The sequence below is a fragment of the Bacillus sp. ms-22 genome (assembly GCF_009759805.1).
Lineage (GTDB): Bacteria > Bacillota > Bacilli > Bacillales > Bacillaceae > Bacillus > Bacillus xiamenensis.
In genome coordinates this window covers 1,451,900-1,466,145 of sequence record NZ_CP046653.1, presented here as the reverse complement: position 1 = coordinate 1,466,145, position 14,246 = coordinate 1,451,900, and the positions used below count along the sequence as shown (strand labels likewise).

Genomic DNA, 14,246 nt, shown 5'->3' with positions numbered 1-14,246 from the left:
AAACACAATGGATTTTATAGGTGCCTACCAGCCGGATCATCTCGCCTTTTTACTTGAAGGATTTGCTGTCACCTTAAAAGTGGCTTTTATCTCCATCATTTTAAGCTTTATCATCGGTTTAATCGTTGGCACATTCAGGTTCGCTCAAATCCCTATTTTATCAAAGGTGCTGGCGGTCATTGTTGAAACCATTCGGAACCTGCCGCTTTTGCTGATCATCTTTTTCACATATTTTGCACTTCCTGAAATCGGCATTAAGCTGAGCATCACTGCCTCTGCCATAGCAGCTTTAACCGTGTTTGAATCGGCCATGCTGTCAGAAATTATTCGCAGCGGCCTCAAATCAATTGATAAAGGGCAGATTGAAGCTGCCAGATCTTCCGGTTTAACCTATGTTCAAACGTTAAAAATGATCATTATGCCTCAAGCGTTACGCCGTATGGTACCGCCGATTGTCAGTCAATTTATTTCTCTTTTAAAAGATACATCGCTTGCCGTTGTGATTGCCCTTCCAGAATTATTGCATCACGCACAAATTTTAAATGGTCAGAGCCAATCTTACTTACTCCCTATTTTCCTTTTGGCGGCCATGATGTATTTTGTTGTCAACTTCGGCTTGTCCTTACTTGCACGGAGATTAGAGTACAGGCAGGCATAAAAAAGGACATCCACTCATAGTGGATGTCCCCAGCGTGTAGACAAACCCTCGCATTCTTTGTCAGTCCTGCGTGCCGGTGCTCACGAATGTCAAATTCGCTCCGCTCCGGTACTCGTCCTTCCTAGACTGCAAAGGTTTTCAGGCCAAGCTGAAAAGAAGACAAAGGGCTAAAATAAAGATCATTTTAGCCCTTTGTCAACAATCTGAGGACATCCACTCATGGTGGATGTCCCTTTTTTGTTTAAAACATTCGCATAACACGTTTTCTCATCTTTTTCATATCACGCTTTGATGGCATATCATATCGACTTGCAAAGTGATATGCGAGTGCACCTGCACCAAGCGTTAATAGTGAAGACGTCATTTTTCCCATTCGAAATTCCCCCTAAACACTTATAGTTGAATTGAACGTTCATCATCACTAAACAGATCATCTAAACTGCTTAGTGTACCGTCTTCCTCCACTTGATGAGTAGATATTTTGCCTTTTGACAGCGTCAATTCAATAAAACAGCCCCAACAATAATATTGATTGACCCCAATTTTTCCGATGTCTTTACATTTGCAATTTGGGCAAATGAGCATATTCAGCACCTCTTTACGTTCGGTTTAGAACAAGTGCTTCCTTTTGAACGTCCATCAAAGTTCCGGCAGCATGCAGCTGTTTTCGAATCCCTGATAACTCTGTAAAGAAGCCGTCCGAAAGTTCATATGCTACGATTGTGCCCGAATTTGCGTCAAAGTATACATCTTCCAAAACACCTAATGTTTCACCATCTGGTGACTGCATCATTTTCTTTTTCAATTTCGAAAAGAAGAAGGCTGGGGCAGAGGAATCTATTTCTCCTCCCTCCTGGCAGCTCACATATAGACCTTTGTCTGTCAATTTGTCGCCAGCTGAGAATGGAATGAAGGCACAGTCTTTCTTTTTCCCATCTAATACATATCCCCCGCAGCTGCCGCCGGCTAAAAAGCAAATATCTTTGATCGAACCAAGTGAATGAGACAGCTCATCTGTATAGATCGTCATTCCTTCAAGCTCTCGACATGTTCTCAAAATGTGATCAACCACCTTTTGCGGAACAGTCTTATCGTGTGCGTTTGCTTCATGACTCATACGAAGAAATGGCTTCCATGAAGGAAGCCATCAGCGTGTAGACAAACCCTCGCATTCTTTGTCAGTCCTGTGTGCCGGTGCTCACGAATCTTAAATTCGCTCCGCGCCGGTACTCGTCCTTCCTAGACTGCAAAGGTTTTCAGGTCACGCTGAAAAGAAGACAAAGGGCTAAAATAAAGATCATTTTAGCCCTTTGTCAACAATCTGATGGCTTCCATGAAGGAAGCCATTTATTCTTGCATAAAATCAAACGGAGTGATTCCCTCCATGCCAATATTTGCATCGTGTACGCTGAAAGGCAGCTCTTTTTGAAGCGCTGCAAGCTCAGCATCCATGATTTCTTCGGTCTTAGCAAGACGCATTGTTAAGGACGTTTGTCTAAGGGAATCCTCATTATTTTTCACGCCCCACTCCAAGGCTGATTCCTCACCGCACAAAATTAAAAACTTTTTACTGCGTGTAATGGCTGTGTACAGTAGATTTCGCCGAAGCATTCGATAATAGCTTCTGACGACTGGCAGCACAACAATGGGGAATTCACTGCCCTGAGATTTGTGAATAGAGCAGCAATAAGCATGGGTAAATTGATGAAAATCTTTTTTTGTAAACGTGATTTCGTTTCCATCAAAAGAAATCACCGCCATATCTTCTTTTTCCGTGTTTTCTTTCGCATAAAAAATCGATACGATTTCACCAATATCCCCATTAAAGATATGATTCTCCGGCTGATTGACAAGTTGAAGCACCTTATCACCTGTCCGGTAGACGACGTCACCAAAGGGAATTTCTCTTCCTTTTGGCTTTTTAGGGTTCAAAATTTGCTGAAGCATTTTATTCAGCTCGTTGATACCAGCTTTCCCTTTATACATCGGTGCCAGCACCTGAATGTCCTTTGCTGAATAGCCCTTTTGAGCAGCGTTGCTGACAACTTTTTCGATGACTTCTTTTATTTGATCAGCTGAACATTGAATGAAGGATCGATCCTTCGAGCGTGCGGTAATATCTTTTGGTAAAACACCATTTTTCATATCATGGGCAAGCTCAACAATGGATGAACCGTCTGCCTGACGGTAAATATCAGTTAACGTTACAGCTGGTACGGCTTGTGATGCAAGCAGGTCTCTTAACACCTGACCGGGTCCGACAGATGGAAGCTGATGTTCGTCTCCAACCATAATGACTTGAATGTCATTTGGAATCGCCTTAAACAAATGATTAGCCAGCCAAATATCTAGCATACTCGATTCATCAATAATCACGAGTTTTCCTTCAATCGGCTGATCTTCATCATGTGAGAAGCCTTCTGACCCATTCCAGCCTAATAGCCGGTGAATGGTCACAGCTGGAAGCCCTGTAGATTCAGTCATTCGTTTCGCCGCGCGTCCAGTTGGTGCAGCAAGCACAAACGGAAAAGACTCATCTTTTTTATAATCACTAGGGTCAAGAGAAACGCCATGAAGATCGCTATAAAGCTCGACAATCCCTTTAATGACCGTCGTTTTCCCTGTACCCGGTCCGCCTGTTAAGAGCAGCATTGGGGACATGAGCGCCTTTTGAATGGCTTCCTTTTGTGTCGGCGCATACTGGACGCCCAGCCGTTCCTCCAGCTCACCGAGTGCTAGAAGGAATTCTGATTCAGGAAATTGATCAGCATATTCTGTTTGAGAGACGATTTTCCGAATGCGTTTCGCCACACTTTGCTCCGCATAAAAAAGCGACGGATGATAGCACCGCTCATCTTCTATGATCATCTCTTTCGCTTCTCCAAGTGCAATGATCTGATTGGCAACGTCCATTTCATTCACTTTGTAGTCATTACCTGTTTGATTGAGCAGCTTACGGGTTTCGACGATCAGATCTTTCGTTTGTATGTACGTATGACCGTCCTGAAGGCTTGCTGTCTCGACAGTATAAAGCAGAGCTGCACGAATGCGGTCTGGGTCATTTCCAGATATCCCTGTTCTAGCGCCGAGCTCATCTGCTTTAATAAACCCAATCCCTTCTACGTCTTTGACAAGCTGATAAGGATTTTCCTCAATCTTCTGCAAGGTTTCACTCTCGTACACTTGGTAAATTTTCATACTGAGCTGCGGACCAAAGCCATATTGATTCAGGTTGATCATGATTTGCTCCAGTCCTTGATGCTCCTGAAGTGCGGCAGCCAGCTTGTCTGCCTTCTTTTTTGACAGGCGCGGAACGTCATACAACACAGACGGATCACGCATAATTTGATGAAGCGTCTGATTGCCAAGTTTCCCGACGATTTCTTCCGCCGTCTTCTTCCCTATTCCTTCGAATAAGTCACTTGAGAGATAATGAATAATCCCTTGTTTTGTTGTAGGTACTTCCTTTTGAAAATGAGTGGCCTGAAACTGCTCACCAAATTTCGGATGGCTTGTGACTTTGCCATAGAAGGTGTAGGTTTCCTCCTCATGAAGTGCCGGGAAGTAGCCTGTGACAGATGCTGTTTTTTCCTCTAAGTTTTCTGATGTTTCAATGACTTTGACTTTTAACACCGAATATAAATTACTTTCGTTATGGAAAATAACCGCTTGAACCGTCCCTTTTAAAAATGGTTCGTCTTCAAGCTTTATTTGATCTGGATGTTCCTGCACAGGTCTTCCCTCCTTCCGTCTATTCTGCCTCTTGAATCAGCTTTTGTGCATGCAGTGCAAGCATATGATCTGGCTGCACGTCAATGGCTTTTCCTAGCATCTCAAGTGCTTCGTCTTTTTTCTCTAAATAGGCATACGCAACCCCTAAATTATAAAAGGCATCTGCATGCTGCGGATCTCGCGTGACCACTTCGGTAAAGGCCGCCACCGCTTCTTCCAGCATCTGTTCATTCGCAAGGCACATGCCAAATTGAAACCTTGCTTCGTTATCTTCTTCGTTTAGCTCAACGGCACGCTGAAGATAAGGCATCGCAAGCTTCGGTTGCTCTAATTTGATAAGCGTTTGCCCTAGCATATAAAACAAATCGCTGTTTACCATTCCAGCTTTTAGCGCTTGCTCAAAATAGTCTTTTGCTTTCATAAAGTCTTCTTTCAATGTGTACACATTTCCTGCTCCGTAATAGGCTGCAGCTGCTGTATGATCAAGTTCAATGGCTTTTTGAAAGAAGTTCAGAGCACGTTCAAATTCATTGATACTCGAAAGTAAGTTTGCAAAGTTAATATATGGAACCGGGTCCTTTGGGCTTTCTTCAATGGCTTTTGTAAAAGCTTCGGCTGCCTTTTCGATGTTCCCTTGGTTTAACGCTTCTATGCCGATCTCATTATGATTCATTTGCTCTTATCATCCTTTCATTAAAAAACCTCAACAGCGACGTTGAGGTTTTTAACACATGTTACACATACGACAGCTTCTGACCGTCTTTAAAGACATCGTCAATTGTCCCGCCGCCAAGACATTCTTCGCCATCATAGAAGACAACGGCTTGTCCTGGTGTGACAGCACGCACTGGTTCATCAAAGATGACCATCGCTTCTTGTTCACCTGTCATTTTGACTTTCACATGATGGTCTTCTTGACGGTATCTGAATTTTGCTGTGCATGTTAATTCACCGTTTTCGTCGACAATATGAGGACGAGTCCAGCTTATATTTACGGCTGAAATGCTTTCAGAGTATAAAAGTGGATTGTGGAAGCCTTGTTCAACAAATAAGATATTTTTCTCTAAGTCCTTCCCAACAACGAACCACGGATCACCGCTTCCGCCAATGCCAAGTCCTTGGCGCTGACCAATCGTGTAATACATCAGTCCATCATGTTCACCTTTTACTTCTCCGTCCATTGTCTGCATCACACCGGGCTGTGCAGGCAAATATTGGCTGAGGAACGTTTTAAAGTTTCTTTCCCCAATAAAGCAGATGCCCGTTGAATCTTTTTTCGTTGCGGTAGCAAGTCCCGCTTCTTTTGCTAATTCACGCACTCTTTTTTTCTCTAAATCGCCGATTGGGAACATCACTTTATCAAGCTGTTCTTGAGTCAGCTGATTCAAGAAATAGGTTTGGTCTTTGTTTGCATCAAGACCTCTTAGCATTTTCACTTCATCGCCAGTTCTGTCGATACGTGCATAGTGGCCTGTTGCTAAATAATCTGCACCAAGTGACAATGCATGCTCAAGAAATGCTTTGAACTTAATTTCTTTGTTACACATGACATCTGGGTTTGGCGTTCTGCCTGCTTTATATTCATCAAGAAAATATTGAAACACTTTGTCCCAATACTGCTTCTCGAAATTTACTGCATAATAAGGGATTCCAATCTGGTTACAAACACGAATGACATCCTCATAGTCCTCCGTTGCTGTACAAACACCATTTTCATCTGTGTCATCCCAGTTTTTCATAAAGATGCCGATTACATCATAGCCCTGCTCCTTTAGCATGAGAGCAGCAACTGATGAATCGACTCCTCCAGACATACCAACCACAACTCTTGTGTCTTCTGGTCTTTTTGTCATCTTCATCAACTCCAATTTCAATGAAACAGCGTGCGCGTTTCGTTCTTCAGGTGCCTGGCTGTTTCATTTTTCACACACGAACAAAAAGGGAGCATTTATTTGGCTAGGCGTTTGACAACAGCCGCGATCTTACGCGCCGCCTGCTTTACATGTTCCTCTTCATTTCCAAGACCGAAGCTTATTCTGACTGAGGATGTCAGCTCTTTTGCTTCTTCGCCATACATGGCGCTTAATACGTGCGAAGGAAGGACAGATCCAGCCGTACATGCTGACCCGCTTGAAACAGCAATCCCTTCCATATCTAAGTTCACAAGTAACGATTCAATGGAGACACCGGGGAAATGAACATTTAAAATGTGCGGCAATGTCTGTTCCGGATGTCCATTGATAGAGAAATTGAGTGATTCCTCCTCGAATACTTTGAGCATCGTTTCTTTGAGCTTACCATAATGCACTGCTTTTTCTCTTCTATTTTGCTTTGTTAATTGAACAGCTGCTGCCAGCCCAACGATCCCCGCCACATTTTCAGTGCCAGCACGGCGTTTTCTTTCTTGTTCTCCTCCGAATATTTGCGGAGAGAGTTTTACGCGTTCGTTGACATATAAGAAACCTGTTCCCATTGGACCATTTAATTTATGGCCAGAAGCAGATAACAGGTCAATATGAAGAGCTGCAACATCAATTGTCATTGTGCCAAACGCCTGTACGGCATCTGTATGAAAATAAGCCGTGTGATCGTGTAGAAGTTCACCAATTTCTTTGATTGGCTGAATGACGCCTGTTTCATTATTGCCGTACATGATGGTCACAAGAATCGTATCATCTCTTAGTGATTGTTTGAATTGGTCAAGTTGAATGAATCCAGTGTGATCAACATCTAAATACGTCACATCAAAACCAAGCTTCTCTAATCGCTCACATGTATGCAGCACTGCATGATGCTCTGTTTTTGCTGTGATAATATGTTTTCCTTCATGTTGCCTTGCCATTGCAACACCTGTGATCGCCAAGTTGTCCGCCTCTGTTCCCCCGCTTGTTAGGATGATCTCCTGCGGTTTACAGTGTAATTCTTCTGCAATGATTTCTCTTGCCTCATCGAGCCGCTTCCTTGCCTCGCGCCCGTATGAATGAATACTCGAGGGATTGCCAAATATCTCTGTAAAGTAAGGCATCATCTTGTCCACAATGCGCTGATCCATAGGCGTTGTAGCTGCATGATCTAAATAGATACGTTCCATTTCCGGTACACCTCTGATCTAAATATAGAACATATACGCGTCTTGATCCCCGTCATCTGTATAGCTTGCCAAGTCTTCAAGAGTGGTATTGTCTAGTACGTCTTTTACTGCATCACGAATTCGAATCCAAAGTTCACGCTTTGCTGGTTCTTCGTTTTCGATCACTTCGACAGGACTAATCGGTCCTTCTAATACACGAATAATATCACCGGCTGTAATCTCGCTTGGTTCATGGGCAAGAACATAGCCCCCATAAGCCCCGCGGATACTTTTCACAAGACGGGCATTGCGAAGTGGTGATACAAGCTGCTCTAAATAATGCTCAGACAAATCATTGTTTTGAGCGATTGATTTTAATGATGTAGGGCCTTCGCCATGTTTTTTGGCTAATTCGATCATGATCGTCAGACCATATCTGCCTTTAGTGGAAATTTTCAAGTTAAACACCTCTGCGTTTTCTAATTCTATGTCATCAATTATTTTTCTGATTTCATATACGCTGTTATATAGACCAAAAGCAATTATATCATACTTTCAGCCAACTTTCATTTGCGGCCTCTGAGCGCTAAAGGAGGACGCATCCCTTTTCTATTTGAAGAAATTTCGGTACTCTATATAAACAAGACATTGCTTTAGGAGAGATAATCATGAAACCTTTAGCGTATCGGATGCGCCCAAGTCATATTGAAGATATTATCGGGCAGGAGCATCTCGTTGGAGAAGGTCAAATTATTAGACGAATGGTCGAGGCAAAACATTTATCCTCGATGATTTTATACGGACCGCCGGGCATTGGCAAAACATCAATTGCAACTGCGATAGCTGGCAGTACAAGCATTGCCTTTCGTACGTTGAATGCGGTCATTCATAACAAAAAAGACATGGAAGCTGTCGCCGCTGAAGCAAAAATGAGCGGTCAGGTCATCCTGATTTTAGACGAAGTTCACAGGCTGGATAAAGGGAAGCAGGATTTCCTTCTTCCGTATTTAGAAAATGGCATGATCATTTTAATTGGCGCAACAACAGCCAACCCGTATCATGCAATCAATCCAGCTATCCGCAGCCGGACACAAATATTTGAGCTGAAGCCGCTTGAAACAGAGCAGATCAAAGCCGCTTTATCACGGGCTTTACAGGATGAACATCGCGGGCTTGGCGGTTATTCGGTCACAGTTGATGAAAAGGCGATGAATCATTTTGCGAATGGATGCGGAGGAGATGTGCGCTCTGCTTTAAATGCGCTTGAACTAGCCGTCCTATCGACAAAAGCTGATGAATCTGGACATATCACGATCACTCTTGCCGCAGCAGAAGAATGTTTACAGAAAAAGAGCTTCTCGCATGACAAGAACGGTGATGCCCATTATGATGTCCTCTCGGCTTTCCAAAAATCCATCAGAGGGTCTGACACAGATGCCGCCCTGCATTACCTTGCAAGACTTATTGAAGCGGGAGACCTCGAAAGCATTTCAAGACGATTACTTGTGATGGCTTACGAAGATATTGGCTTAGCCAGTCCGCAGGCAGGGCCCCGCGTGTTAAGCGCTGTTCAAACAGCTGAGAGAGTCGGCTTCCCAGAAGCACGGATTCCACTCGCCAACGCCGTCATTGAACTGTGTCTTTCTCCAAAATCAAACTCCGCTTATCAAGCAATTGATGCGGCACTGCATGATATTCGTACTGGGAAAATAGGTGAAGTCCCTGCTCATTTAAAGGATGCTCACTATAAAGGAGCAACAGCACTCGGAAGAGGCGCCGGTTACTTATATCCGCACGATTATGAAAATGGCTGGGTGAAGCAGCAATATTTACCTGACCCGCTGAAAAACAAGCAATACTATGAACCGAAGCAAACAGGGAAATTTGAAGGTGCACTGAAGCAAGTCTATGAGAATTTAAGACGGCAAAAATAAAAATAGCCCCCTGCATTTCGCAGGCGGGCTATTTATTTATCTTTCACACGTGTAATCGGAATGTCTTTTAAAAGCTTCATAATGACATGACCACCCATGATCAGTCCAGCAACAGATGGAACGAATGCATTGGATGATGGCGGCATTTGCGCCTTACGAATTTTCGCTTCATCATTTCCAACTTCTTTTCTGACATCTTCACGAATCACAATCGGACTTTCATCAGAGAAAATCACTTCAATCCCTTTTCGAATCCCTTCCTTACGCAAACGTGTTCTAACGACTTTTGCAATGGGATCCGTATGTGTTTTCGAAATATCATCAATTTTAAAGCGTGTCGGATCTGTTTTGTTTGCAGCACCCATACTAGAAATGATATTCACACCGCGTTTTAGGCACTCTTTCATTAAATGAATTTTATAATGAATCGTATCTGATGCATCAATGACATAATCAAGCGGATACTCAAAGAACTGTTCATATGTTTCTTCTGTATAGAACATTTTGAGCGCAACGACTTCACATTCTGGGTTAATGTCAGCAATTCTCGCCTTCATTAAGTCCACTTTAGGCTGACCGACTGTTGACAGCAATGCTGGCAGCTGACGGTTTACATTTGTAATATCAATATCATCTTTATCAACAAGAACAATACGGCCAACACCTGAACGAGCGAGCGCTTCTACTGCAAATGAACCAACGCCGCCTACTCCAAGCACTGCAACTGTACTGTTTTTTAATATATTTAAGCCTTCCTTGCCAATGGCAAGCTCGTTTCTTGAAAACTGATGTAACAAGTGCCTCACTCCACCTTTATTTAAAATGAATCGAAAGAATCATATCATATTCAGACTTCTCCGTCATCCTTCTCAAAAAGAAAAAAACACAAAAAAGTCCCGATGACGCCGCCAGCTGTTCCTTCGTTTTGAACCCCGCACCATGCAGGTGGGTGCTTTCTTCCTCACTTTATAAGTCCTCAGATGAGGCATGAATGCAGAAAGGAAAGCCAAGCTCCCGTAGAAAAAAATGTTCGGTCAAAACTAGGTAACCACCGTACGTATCAGGACTTTATTGATTAGTTGATGAAAGCATATCATAGGCATGCCGCTTTTTCAAGCGTTTACATGCCTATAAACATCCGCCTATTTTACTGTTTTACTTTTGTTTTAATCGCTAAACTTAGCTCATCAAGCTGGGCTTCGCTTACAGTGCCAGGAGCATCTGTGAGCACACAGCTTGCACTTGCCGTTTTCGGGAACGCAATGGTATCTCTTAGGTTAGATCGGCCGGCAAGAAGCATGACTAAACGGTCAAGACCAAGCGCGATTCCGCCGTGCGGAGGAACACCATGCTCAAACGCATCTAGAAGGAAACCGAATTGATCGTATGCTTCTTCTTTTGAAAAGCCAAGTAAACCAAACATTTTTTCTTGAATGTCCTTTTCGAAAATACGAATAGAACCCCCGCCAAGCTCATAGCCATTGAGCACAAGATCATAAGCCTGAGCTTTCATGTCTTCTGGACTTGTTTCAATTAATTCAAGGTCATCCCGAACTGGCATTGTGAAAGGATGGTGAGCAGCATAGAAGCGGCCTTCTTCTTCATCTTTTTCAAGCAGCGGCCAGTCAACGACCCATAAGAAATTGAATAAAGTCTCATCAATCAGTCCAAGCTCTTTCCCAAGTTTTAAACGAAGTGCACCAAGGGCATCATGGACAACAGACGTCTTGTCAGCGACAAAAAGTAAAAGGTCACCCTCTTCGACTTGAAGCTGCTCTTTCAATTCTGCTTGCTTTGACTCATCAAAGAATTTAGCAATCGGTCCTTTTAATTCTGTCCCTTCAGCTTTTAGCCAAGCAAGACCTTTAGCCCCGTAGTTCGCCGCAAATGCACCAAGGGCATCAATGTCTTTTCTTGAGTATTTTGCTGCAGCCCCTTTTACATTTATGGCTTTGACAGCTCCGCCATTGGTTACAGCCCCGCTGAAGACTTTGAAATCTGAGTCTTTTACCGTGTCTGAAATGTTGATAAGCTTCATGTCAAAGCGGGTATCTGGCTTATCAGATCCATAGGAATTCATCGCTTCATCATACGTCATACGTGGTAATGGCAATGTAAGGTCAATGCCTTTGACATCTTTCATGACCTTTGCCATCATCTCTTCAGCAAGCGTCATGATGTCTTCTTGACTCATAAAGGACATTTCAATATCGACTTGTGTAAATTCCGGCTGGCGGTCAGCACGTAAGTCTTCATCTCTAAAGCATCGAGCAATTTGATAGTAGCGGTCCATCCCAGACACCATCAATAATTGCTTAAATAATTGCGGAGACTGCGGCAACGCATAGAACTCTCCTTCGTGTACACGGCTTGGCACAAGATAGTCACGTGCACCCTCTGGCGTACTTTTTGTTAAAATTGGTGTTTCAATGTCTAGAAAGCCGTTATCATCTAAGAAATGGCGGAATGCTTTTGTGACTTCATGTCTCATTTTCATCGTTTCAAACATTGCAGGACGGCGAAGATCTAGATAGCGGTATTTTAATCGTACATCTTCCGATACCTCGTCTGCTTGATCTGAAATCATAAATGGAGGGGTCTTTGCTTCATTTAACACAGTGACCGTCTCCACTTGAATTTCAATTTTGCCTGTTTTTAAATTTGGGTTGATGGTGGTTTCTTCTCTTGCGACGACTGTTCCTTTAATATCAAGGACATATTCATTACGAATCGATTCTGCTGTCTCAAGTGCCTCTTTTGATAGGTCTGGATTGAAGACAATTTGCACAATGCCTGTACGGTCACGCAGGTCTATAAAGATTAATCCGCCAAGGTCACGCCGTTTTTGTACCCACCCTTTTAATACAACTGTCTGACCAATCTGGTCTTCTGTTACTTCTCCACAATAAAAAGTTCTACCAAACACAAACATTCCACTCCTTCTTTACGCTTTCTGGTGGGCTTTCATCATTTGAATGAGCTCATCAAGCTTCACTTCAATTTGTTCACCCGTTGTCGTATCTTTCACATTCACAATTTGCTGCGCCAGCTCATCCTCACCAAGAACTGCAATAAACTTGGCTTTCAAGCGATCCGCCGCTTTAAATTGTGCTTTTAGCTTTTTCCCTGTATAGTCCATTTCACTTGAAATGCCTTCTTTTCGTAGTCGATTCAATAATGCCACAGCATAATCTTTTGCTTGATCTCCTAATGCGGCAATGTAAAGATCAATGCCGCATTGTACTGGAAGCTCAATCTTTTCTGCATCAATTGCTGATAGGAAACGCTCAATACTCATCGCAAAGCCGATGCCTGGGGATTCAGGACCGCCAATTCCTTCAACGAGTCCATCATAACGGCCGCCTCCGGCTAATGTTGTGATCGCACCAAAGCCTTCTGCATTACTCATAATTTCAAATGCTGTGTGATTGTAATAATCAAGACCACGCACTAAGTTCGGATCGACGACATATTCAATGCCTAGATCTGTTAAGTATTGTTTGACTTTTTCAAAATAAGTCCTTGATTCTTCATTTAAGAAATCTTGAATGGATGGTGCCGTTGCCATCAGTTCGTGGTCACGGTCCTTTTTACAATCAAGAATACGTAATGGATTTTGATGTAAACGAATTTGGCAGTCGTGACAGAATTCATCCATTCTTGGCTCAAAGTGCTCAACAAGTGCTTGGCGGTAATCTGCCCGGCTTTCTTTGTCACCGAGGCTGTTAATGACAAGCTTTAAGTTGGAAAGACCTGCTTTCTCATACACACTCATTGCAAGTGAAATGACTTCAGCATCAATGGCAGGATCTTTTGAACCGATCGCTTCAATTCCAAATTGATAAAATTGACGATATCTTCCCGTTTGCGGGCGCTCATAGCGGAACATCGGTCCGATGTAATACAGCTTTGTAGGCTGCGTAGGCTGAGCGAATAATTTATTTTCTACATAAGAACGTACTGTTGAAGCCGTTCCCTCTGGACGAAGGGTGATGCTGCGTCCTTTTTTGTCTTCAAATGTGTACATCTCTTTTTGAACGATATCCGTTGATTCGCCTACTCCTCGCGCAAACAGCTCCGTATGCTCAAAAATCGGTGTGCGAATCTCTTTGTATTGGAAGGCTGCACATGTATCTCTCGCAATTTGTTCAACATACTGCCAGCGTTCTGACTCTCCAGGTAAAATATCCTGTGTACCTCTTGGAATATTAAAACTCATTTTTCGTCCTCCTACGACCATCATCATTTTTTATGTGGACATATAAAAAACCCCCGCCTCTACTATGTGTATAGTAGGGACGAGAGTTATACCCGTGGTGCCACCCTAGTTGGAACATGATTCAGCCATGTTCCCGCTCAAATCCTTAACGCAGATTCACGTTCTCCGCCTAATGACTCATTTTTAGAGCGTTCAGCAGGAAACCTACAGAGTGTTCTTTCGTGATAAATGCCATGCGGATTCGCTTTCAGCCTAAGGCGATTCCTCTCTGCTCACGCAATTTACCCTACTATTCTCTATCATCAGTTCCACATTTTAAATTTTCAAGTGTGTTGATTTATATTATAATAAGGTCGGTGCTGCCACTCTGTCAACCCTTGCCGTGCCTCTTTTTCTTTTCCAGCTCTTCTTTTGACGTGCAGCCGTATTCAGATGCCGTTTCTTCAAGGAAGCCTGGTTGATCCATTTCGTCGTGCTGCCAGCGATCGATATCACGATGTCCATTATACTGCACTCGTCCTAATTTTCTGCTTAATCTCATGTTTGTACATCCTTTTATCACATTTTTATCTAGTATAAACAGATTGATTCATTTTTATTAGGGATACTGCAAGGAATTAGTCCATTACATAA

The 14,246-nt window shown here is 43.0% G+C and carries 14 protein-coding genes, 1 other RNA gene and 1 other annotated feature; of the genes, 2 read left to right on the top strand and 13 right to left on the bottom strand.

Annotated elements, in window-relative coordinates:
* Positions 1–7 precede the first annotated feature (7 nt).
* The gene (locus tag GPA07_RS07600) at positions 8–658 is read left to right on the top strand and encodes an amino acid ABC transporter permease (RefSeq protein WP_008358536.1); all 651 of its coding nucleotides are present in this window, start codon (positions 8–10) and stop codon (positions 656–658) included.
* 241 nt (positions 659–899) lie between these two features.
* Here GPA07_RS07600 and GPA07_RS07595 read toward each other — a convergent pair whose 3' ends face one another.
* The 8 genes from GPA07_RS07595 to cymR all read right to left on the bottom strand — a co-directional run bounded on the left by GPA07_RS07595 (position 900) and on the right by cymR (position 7,919).
* The gene (locus GPA07_RS07595; protein ID WP_008362324.1) at positions 900–1,031 is read right to left on the bottom strand and encodes a YrzQ family protein; all 132 of its coding nucleotides are present in this window, start codon (positions 1,029–1,031) and stop codon (positions 900–902) included.
* Between the two features lie 20 nt (positions 1,032–1,051).
* A complete protein-coding gene (locus GPA07_RS07590) occupies positions 1,052–1,243 on the bottom strand; it encodes a hypothetical protein (protein ID WP_003216308.1) in 192 nt (63 codons plus the stop codon).
* A gap of 13 nt (positions 1,244–1,256) precedes the next feature.
* Positions 1,257–1,715, bottom strand: a complete 459-nt coding sequence (locus GPA07_RS07585; RefSeq protein WP_071169241.1) for a PRC-barrel domain-containing protein — start codon at positions 1,713–1,715, stop codon at positions 1,257–1,259.
* A 290-nt stretch (positions 1,716–2,005) separates the two neighbouring features.
* Positions 2,006–4,390: an SF1B family DNA helicase RecD2 gene (gene recD2 / locus GPA07_RS07580; protein ID WP_008360847.1), complete on the bottom strand. Its 2,385-nt coding sequence runs from the start codon at positions 4,388–4,390 to the stop codon at positions 2,006–2,008.
* 19 nt (positions 4,391–4,409) lie between these two features.
* Complete coding sequence (locus GPA07_RS07575) at positions 4,410–5,063, bottom strand: tetratricopeptide repeat protein (protein WP_008360849.1); 654 nt, start codon at positions 5,061–5,063, stop codon at positions 4,410–4,412.
* 61 nt (positions 5,064–5,124) lie between these two features.
* Positions 5,125–6,243: a tRNA 2-thiouridine(34) synthase MnmA gene (mnmA, locus tag GPA07_RS07570; RefSeq protein ID WP_008360852.1), complete on the bottom strand. Its 1,119-nt coding sequence runs from the start codon at positions 6,241–6,243 to the stop codon at positions 5,125–5,127.
* A gap of 95 nt (positions 6,244–6,338) precedes the next feature.
* Positions 6,339–7,481: a cysteine desulfurase family protein gene (locus GPA07_RS07565; RefSeq protein WP_008360854.1), complete on the bottom strand. Its 1,143-nt coding sequence runs from the start codon at positions 7,479–7,481 to the stop codon at positions 6,339–6,341.
* An 18-nt stretch (positions 7,482–7,499) separates the two neighbouring features.
* Positions 7,500–7,919, bottom strand: coding sequence for a cysteine metabolism transcriptional regulator CymR (gene cymR / locus GPA07_RS07560; RefSeq protein ID WP_008360856.1), 420 nt, complete (start codon positions 7,917–7,919; stop codon positions 7,500–7,502).
* Between the two features lie 209 nt (positions 7,920–8,128).
* On the opposite strand from cymR, the gene GPA07_RS07555 reads away from it, so the two are divergent.
* Positions 8,129–9,394 carry a replication-associated recombination protein A gene (locus tag GPA07_RS07555; protein ID WP_157292291.1) on the top strand — a complete coding sequence of 422 codons (1,266 nt, stop codon included), beginning with the start codon at positions 8,129–8,131 and terminating at the stop codon, positions 9,392–9,394.
* A gap of 32 nt (positions 9,395–9,426) precedes the next feature.
* On the opposite strand, the gene GPA07_RS07550 is transcribed toward GPA07_RS07555, so the two are convergent.
* The 5 genes from GPA07_RS07550 to GPA07_RS18615 all read right to left on the bottom strand — a co-directional run bounded on the left by GPA07_RS07550 (position 9,427) and on the right by GPA07_RS18615 (position 14,154).
* A complete protein-coding gene (locus tag GPA07_RS07550) occupies positions 9,427–10,191 on the bottom strand; it encodes a tRNA threonylcarbamoyladenosine dehydratase (protein ID WP_008360859.1) in 765 nt (254 codons plus the stop codon).
* A gap of 92 nt (positions 10,192–10,283) precedes the next feature.
* A non-coding RNA gene (gene ssrS / locus GPA07_RS07545) (6S RNA) lies at positions 10,284–10,464 on the bottom strand.
* 77 nt (positions 10,465–10,541) lie between these two features.
* Positions 10,542–12,320 carry an aspartate--tRNA ligase gene (gene aspS / locus GPA07_RS07540; RefSeq protein WP_145939416.1) on the bottom strand — a complete coding sequence of 593 codons (1,779 nt, stop codon included), beginning with the start codon at positions 12,318–12,320 and terminating at the stop codon, positions 10,542–10,544.
* Between the two features lie 18 nt (positions 12,321–12,338).
* Positions 12,339–13,613 (bottom strand): histidine--tRNA ligase, encoded by a 1,275-nt coding sequence (gene hisS / locus GPA07_RS07535; protein ID WP_157292290.1) that lies wholly within the window; start codon positions 13,611–13,613, stop codon positions 12,339–12,341.
* Between the two features lie 72 nt (positions 13,614–13,685).
* Positions 13,686–13,925: a binding site (T-box leader), on the bottom strand.
* Between the two features lie 58 nt (positions 13,926–13,983).
* Positions 13,984–14,154, bottom strand: coding sequence for a YrzK family protein (locus GPA07_RS18615; protein WP_003216250.1), 171 nt, complete (start codon positions 14,152–14,154; stop codon positions 13,984–13,986).
* Between the last annotated feature and the right edge of the window lie 92 nt (positions 14,155–14,246).

Excerpts from the sequence above, each read along its gene's own strand:
- GPA07_RS07600 (WP_008358536.1), top strand. The coding sequence starts at position 8 with ATGGATTTTATAGGTGCCTACCAGCCGGATCATCTCGCCTTTTTACTT.
- GPA07_RS07595 (WP_008362324.1), bottom strand. The coding sequence starts at position 1,031 with ATGGGAAAAATGACGTCTTCACTATTAACGCTTGGTGCAGGTGCACTC.
- GPA07_RS07590 (WP_003216308.1), bottom strand. The coding sequence starts at position 1,243 with ATGCTCATTTGCCCAAATTGCAAATGTAAAGACATCGGAAAAATTGGG.
- GPA07_RS18615 (WP_003216250.1), bottom strand. The coding sequence starts at position 14,154 with ATGAGATTAAGCAGAAAATTAGGACGAGTGCAGTATAATGGACATCGT.
- GPA07_RS07565 (WP_008360854.1), bottom strand. The coding sequence starts at position 7,481 with ATGGAACGTATCTATTTAGATCATGCAGCTACAACGCCTATGGATCAG.
- hisS (WP_157292290.1), bottom strand. The coding sequence starts at position 13,613 with ATGAGTTTTAATATTCCAAGAGGTACACAGGATATTTTACCTGGAGAG.
- GPA07_RS07555 (WP_157292291.1), top strand. The coding sequence starts at position 8,129 with ATGAAACCTTTAGCGTATCGGATGCGCCCAAGTCATATTGAAGATATT.
- mnmA (WP_008360852.1), bottom strand. The coding sequence starts at position 6,243 with ATGACAAAAAGACCAGAAGACACAAGAGTTGTGGTTGGTATGTCTGGA.
- GPA07_RS07575 (WP_008360849.1), bottom strand. The coding sequence starts at position 5,063 with ATGAATCATAATGAGATCGGCATAGAAGCGTTAAACCAAGGGAACATC.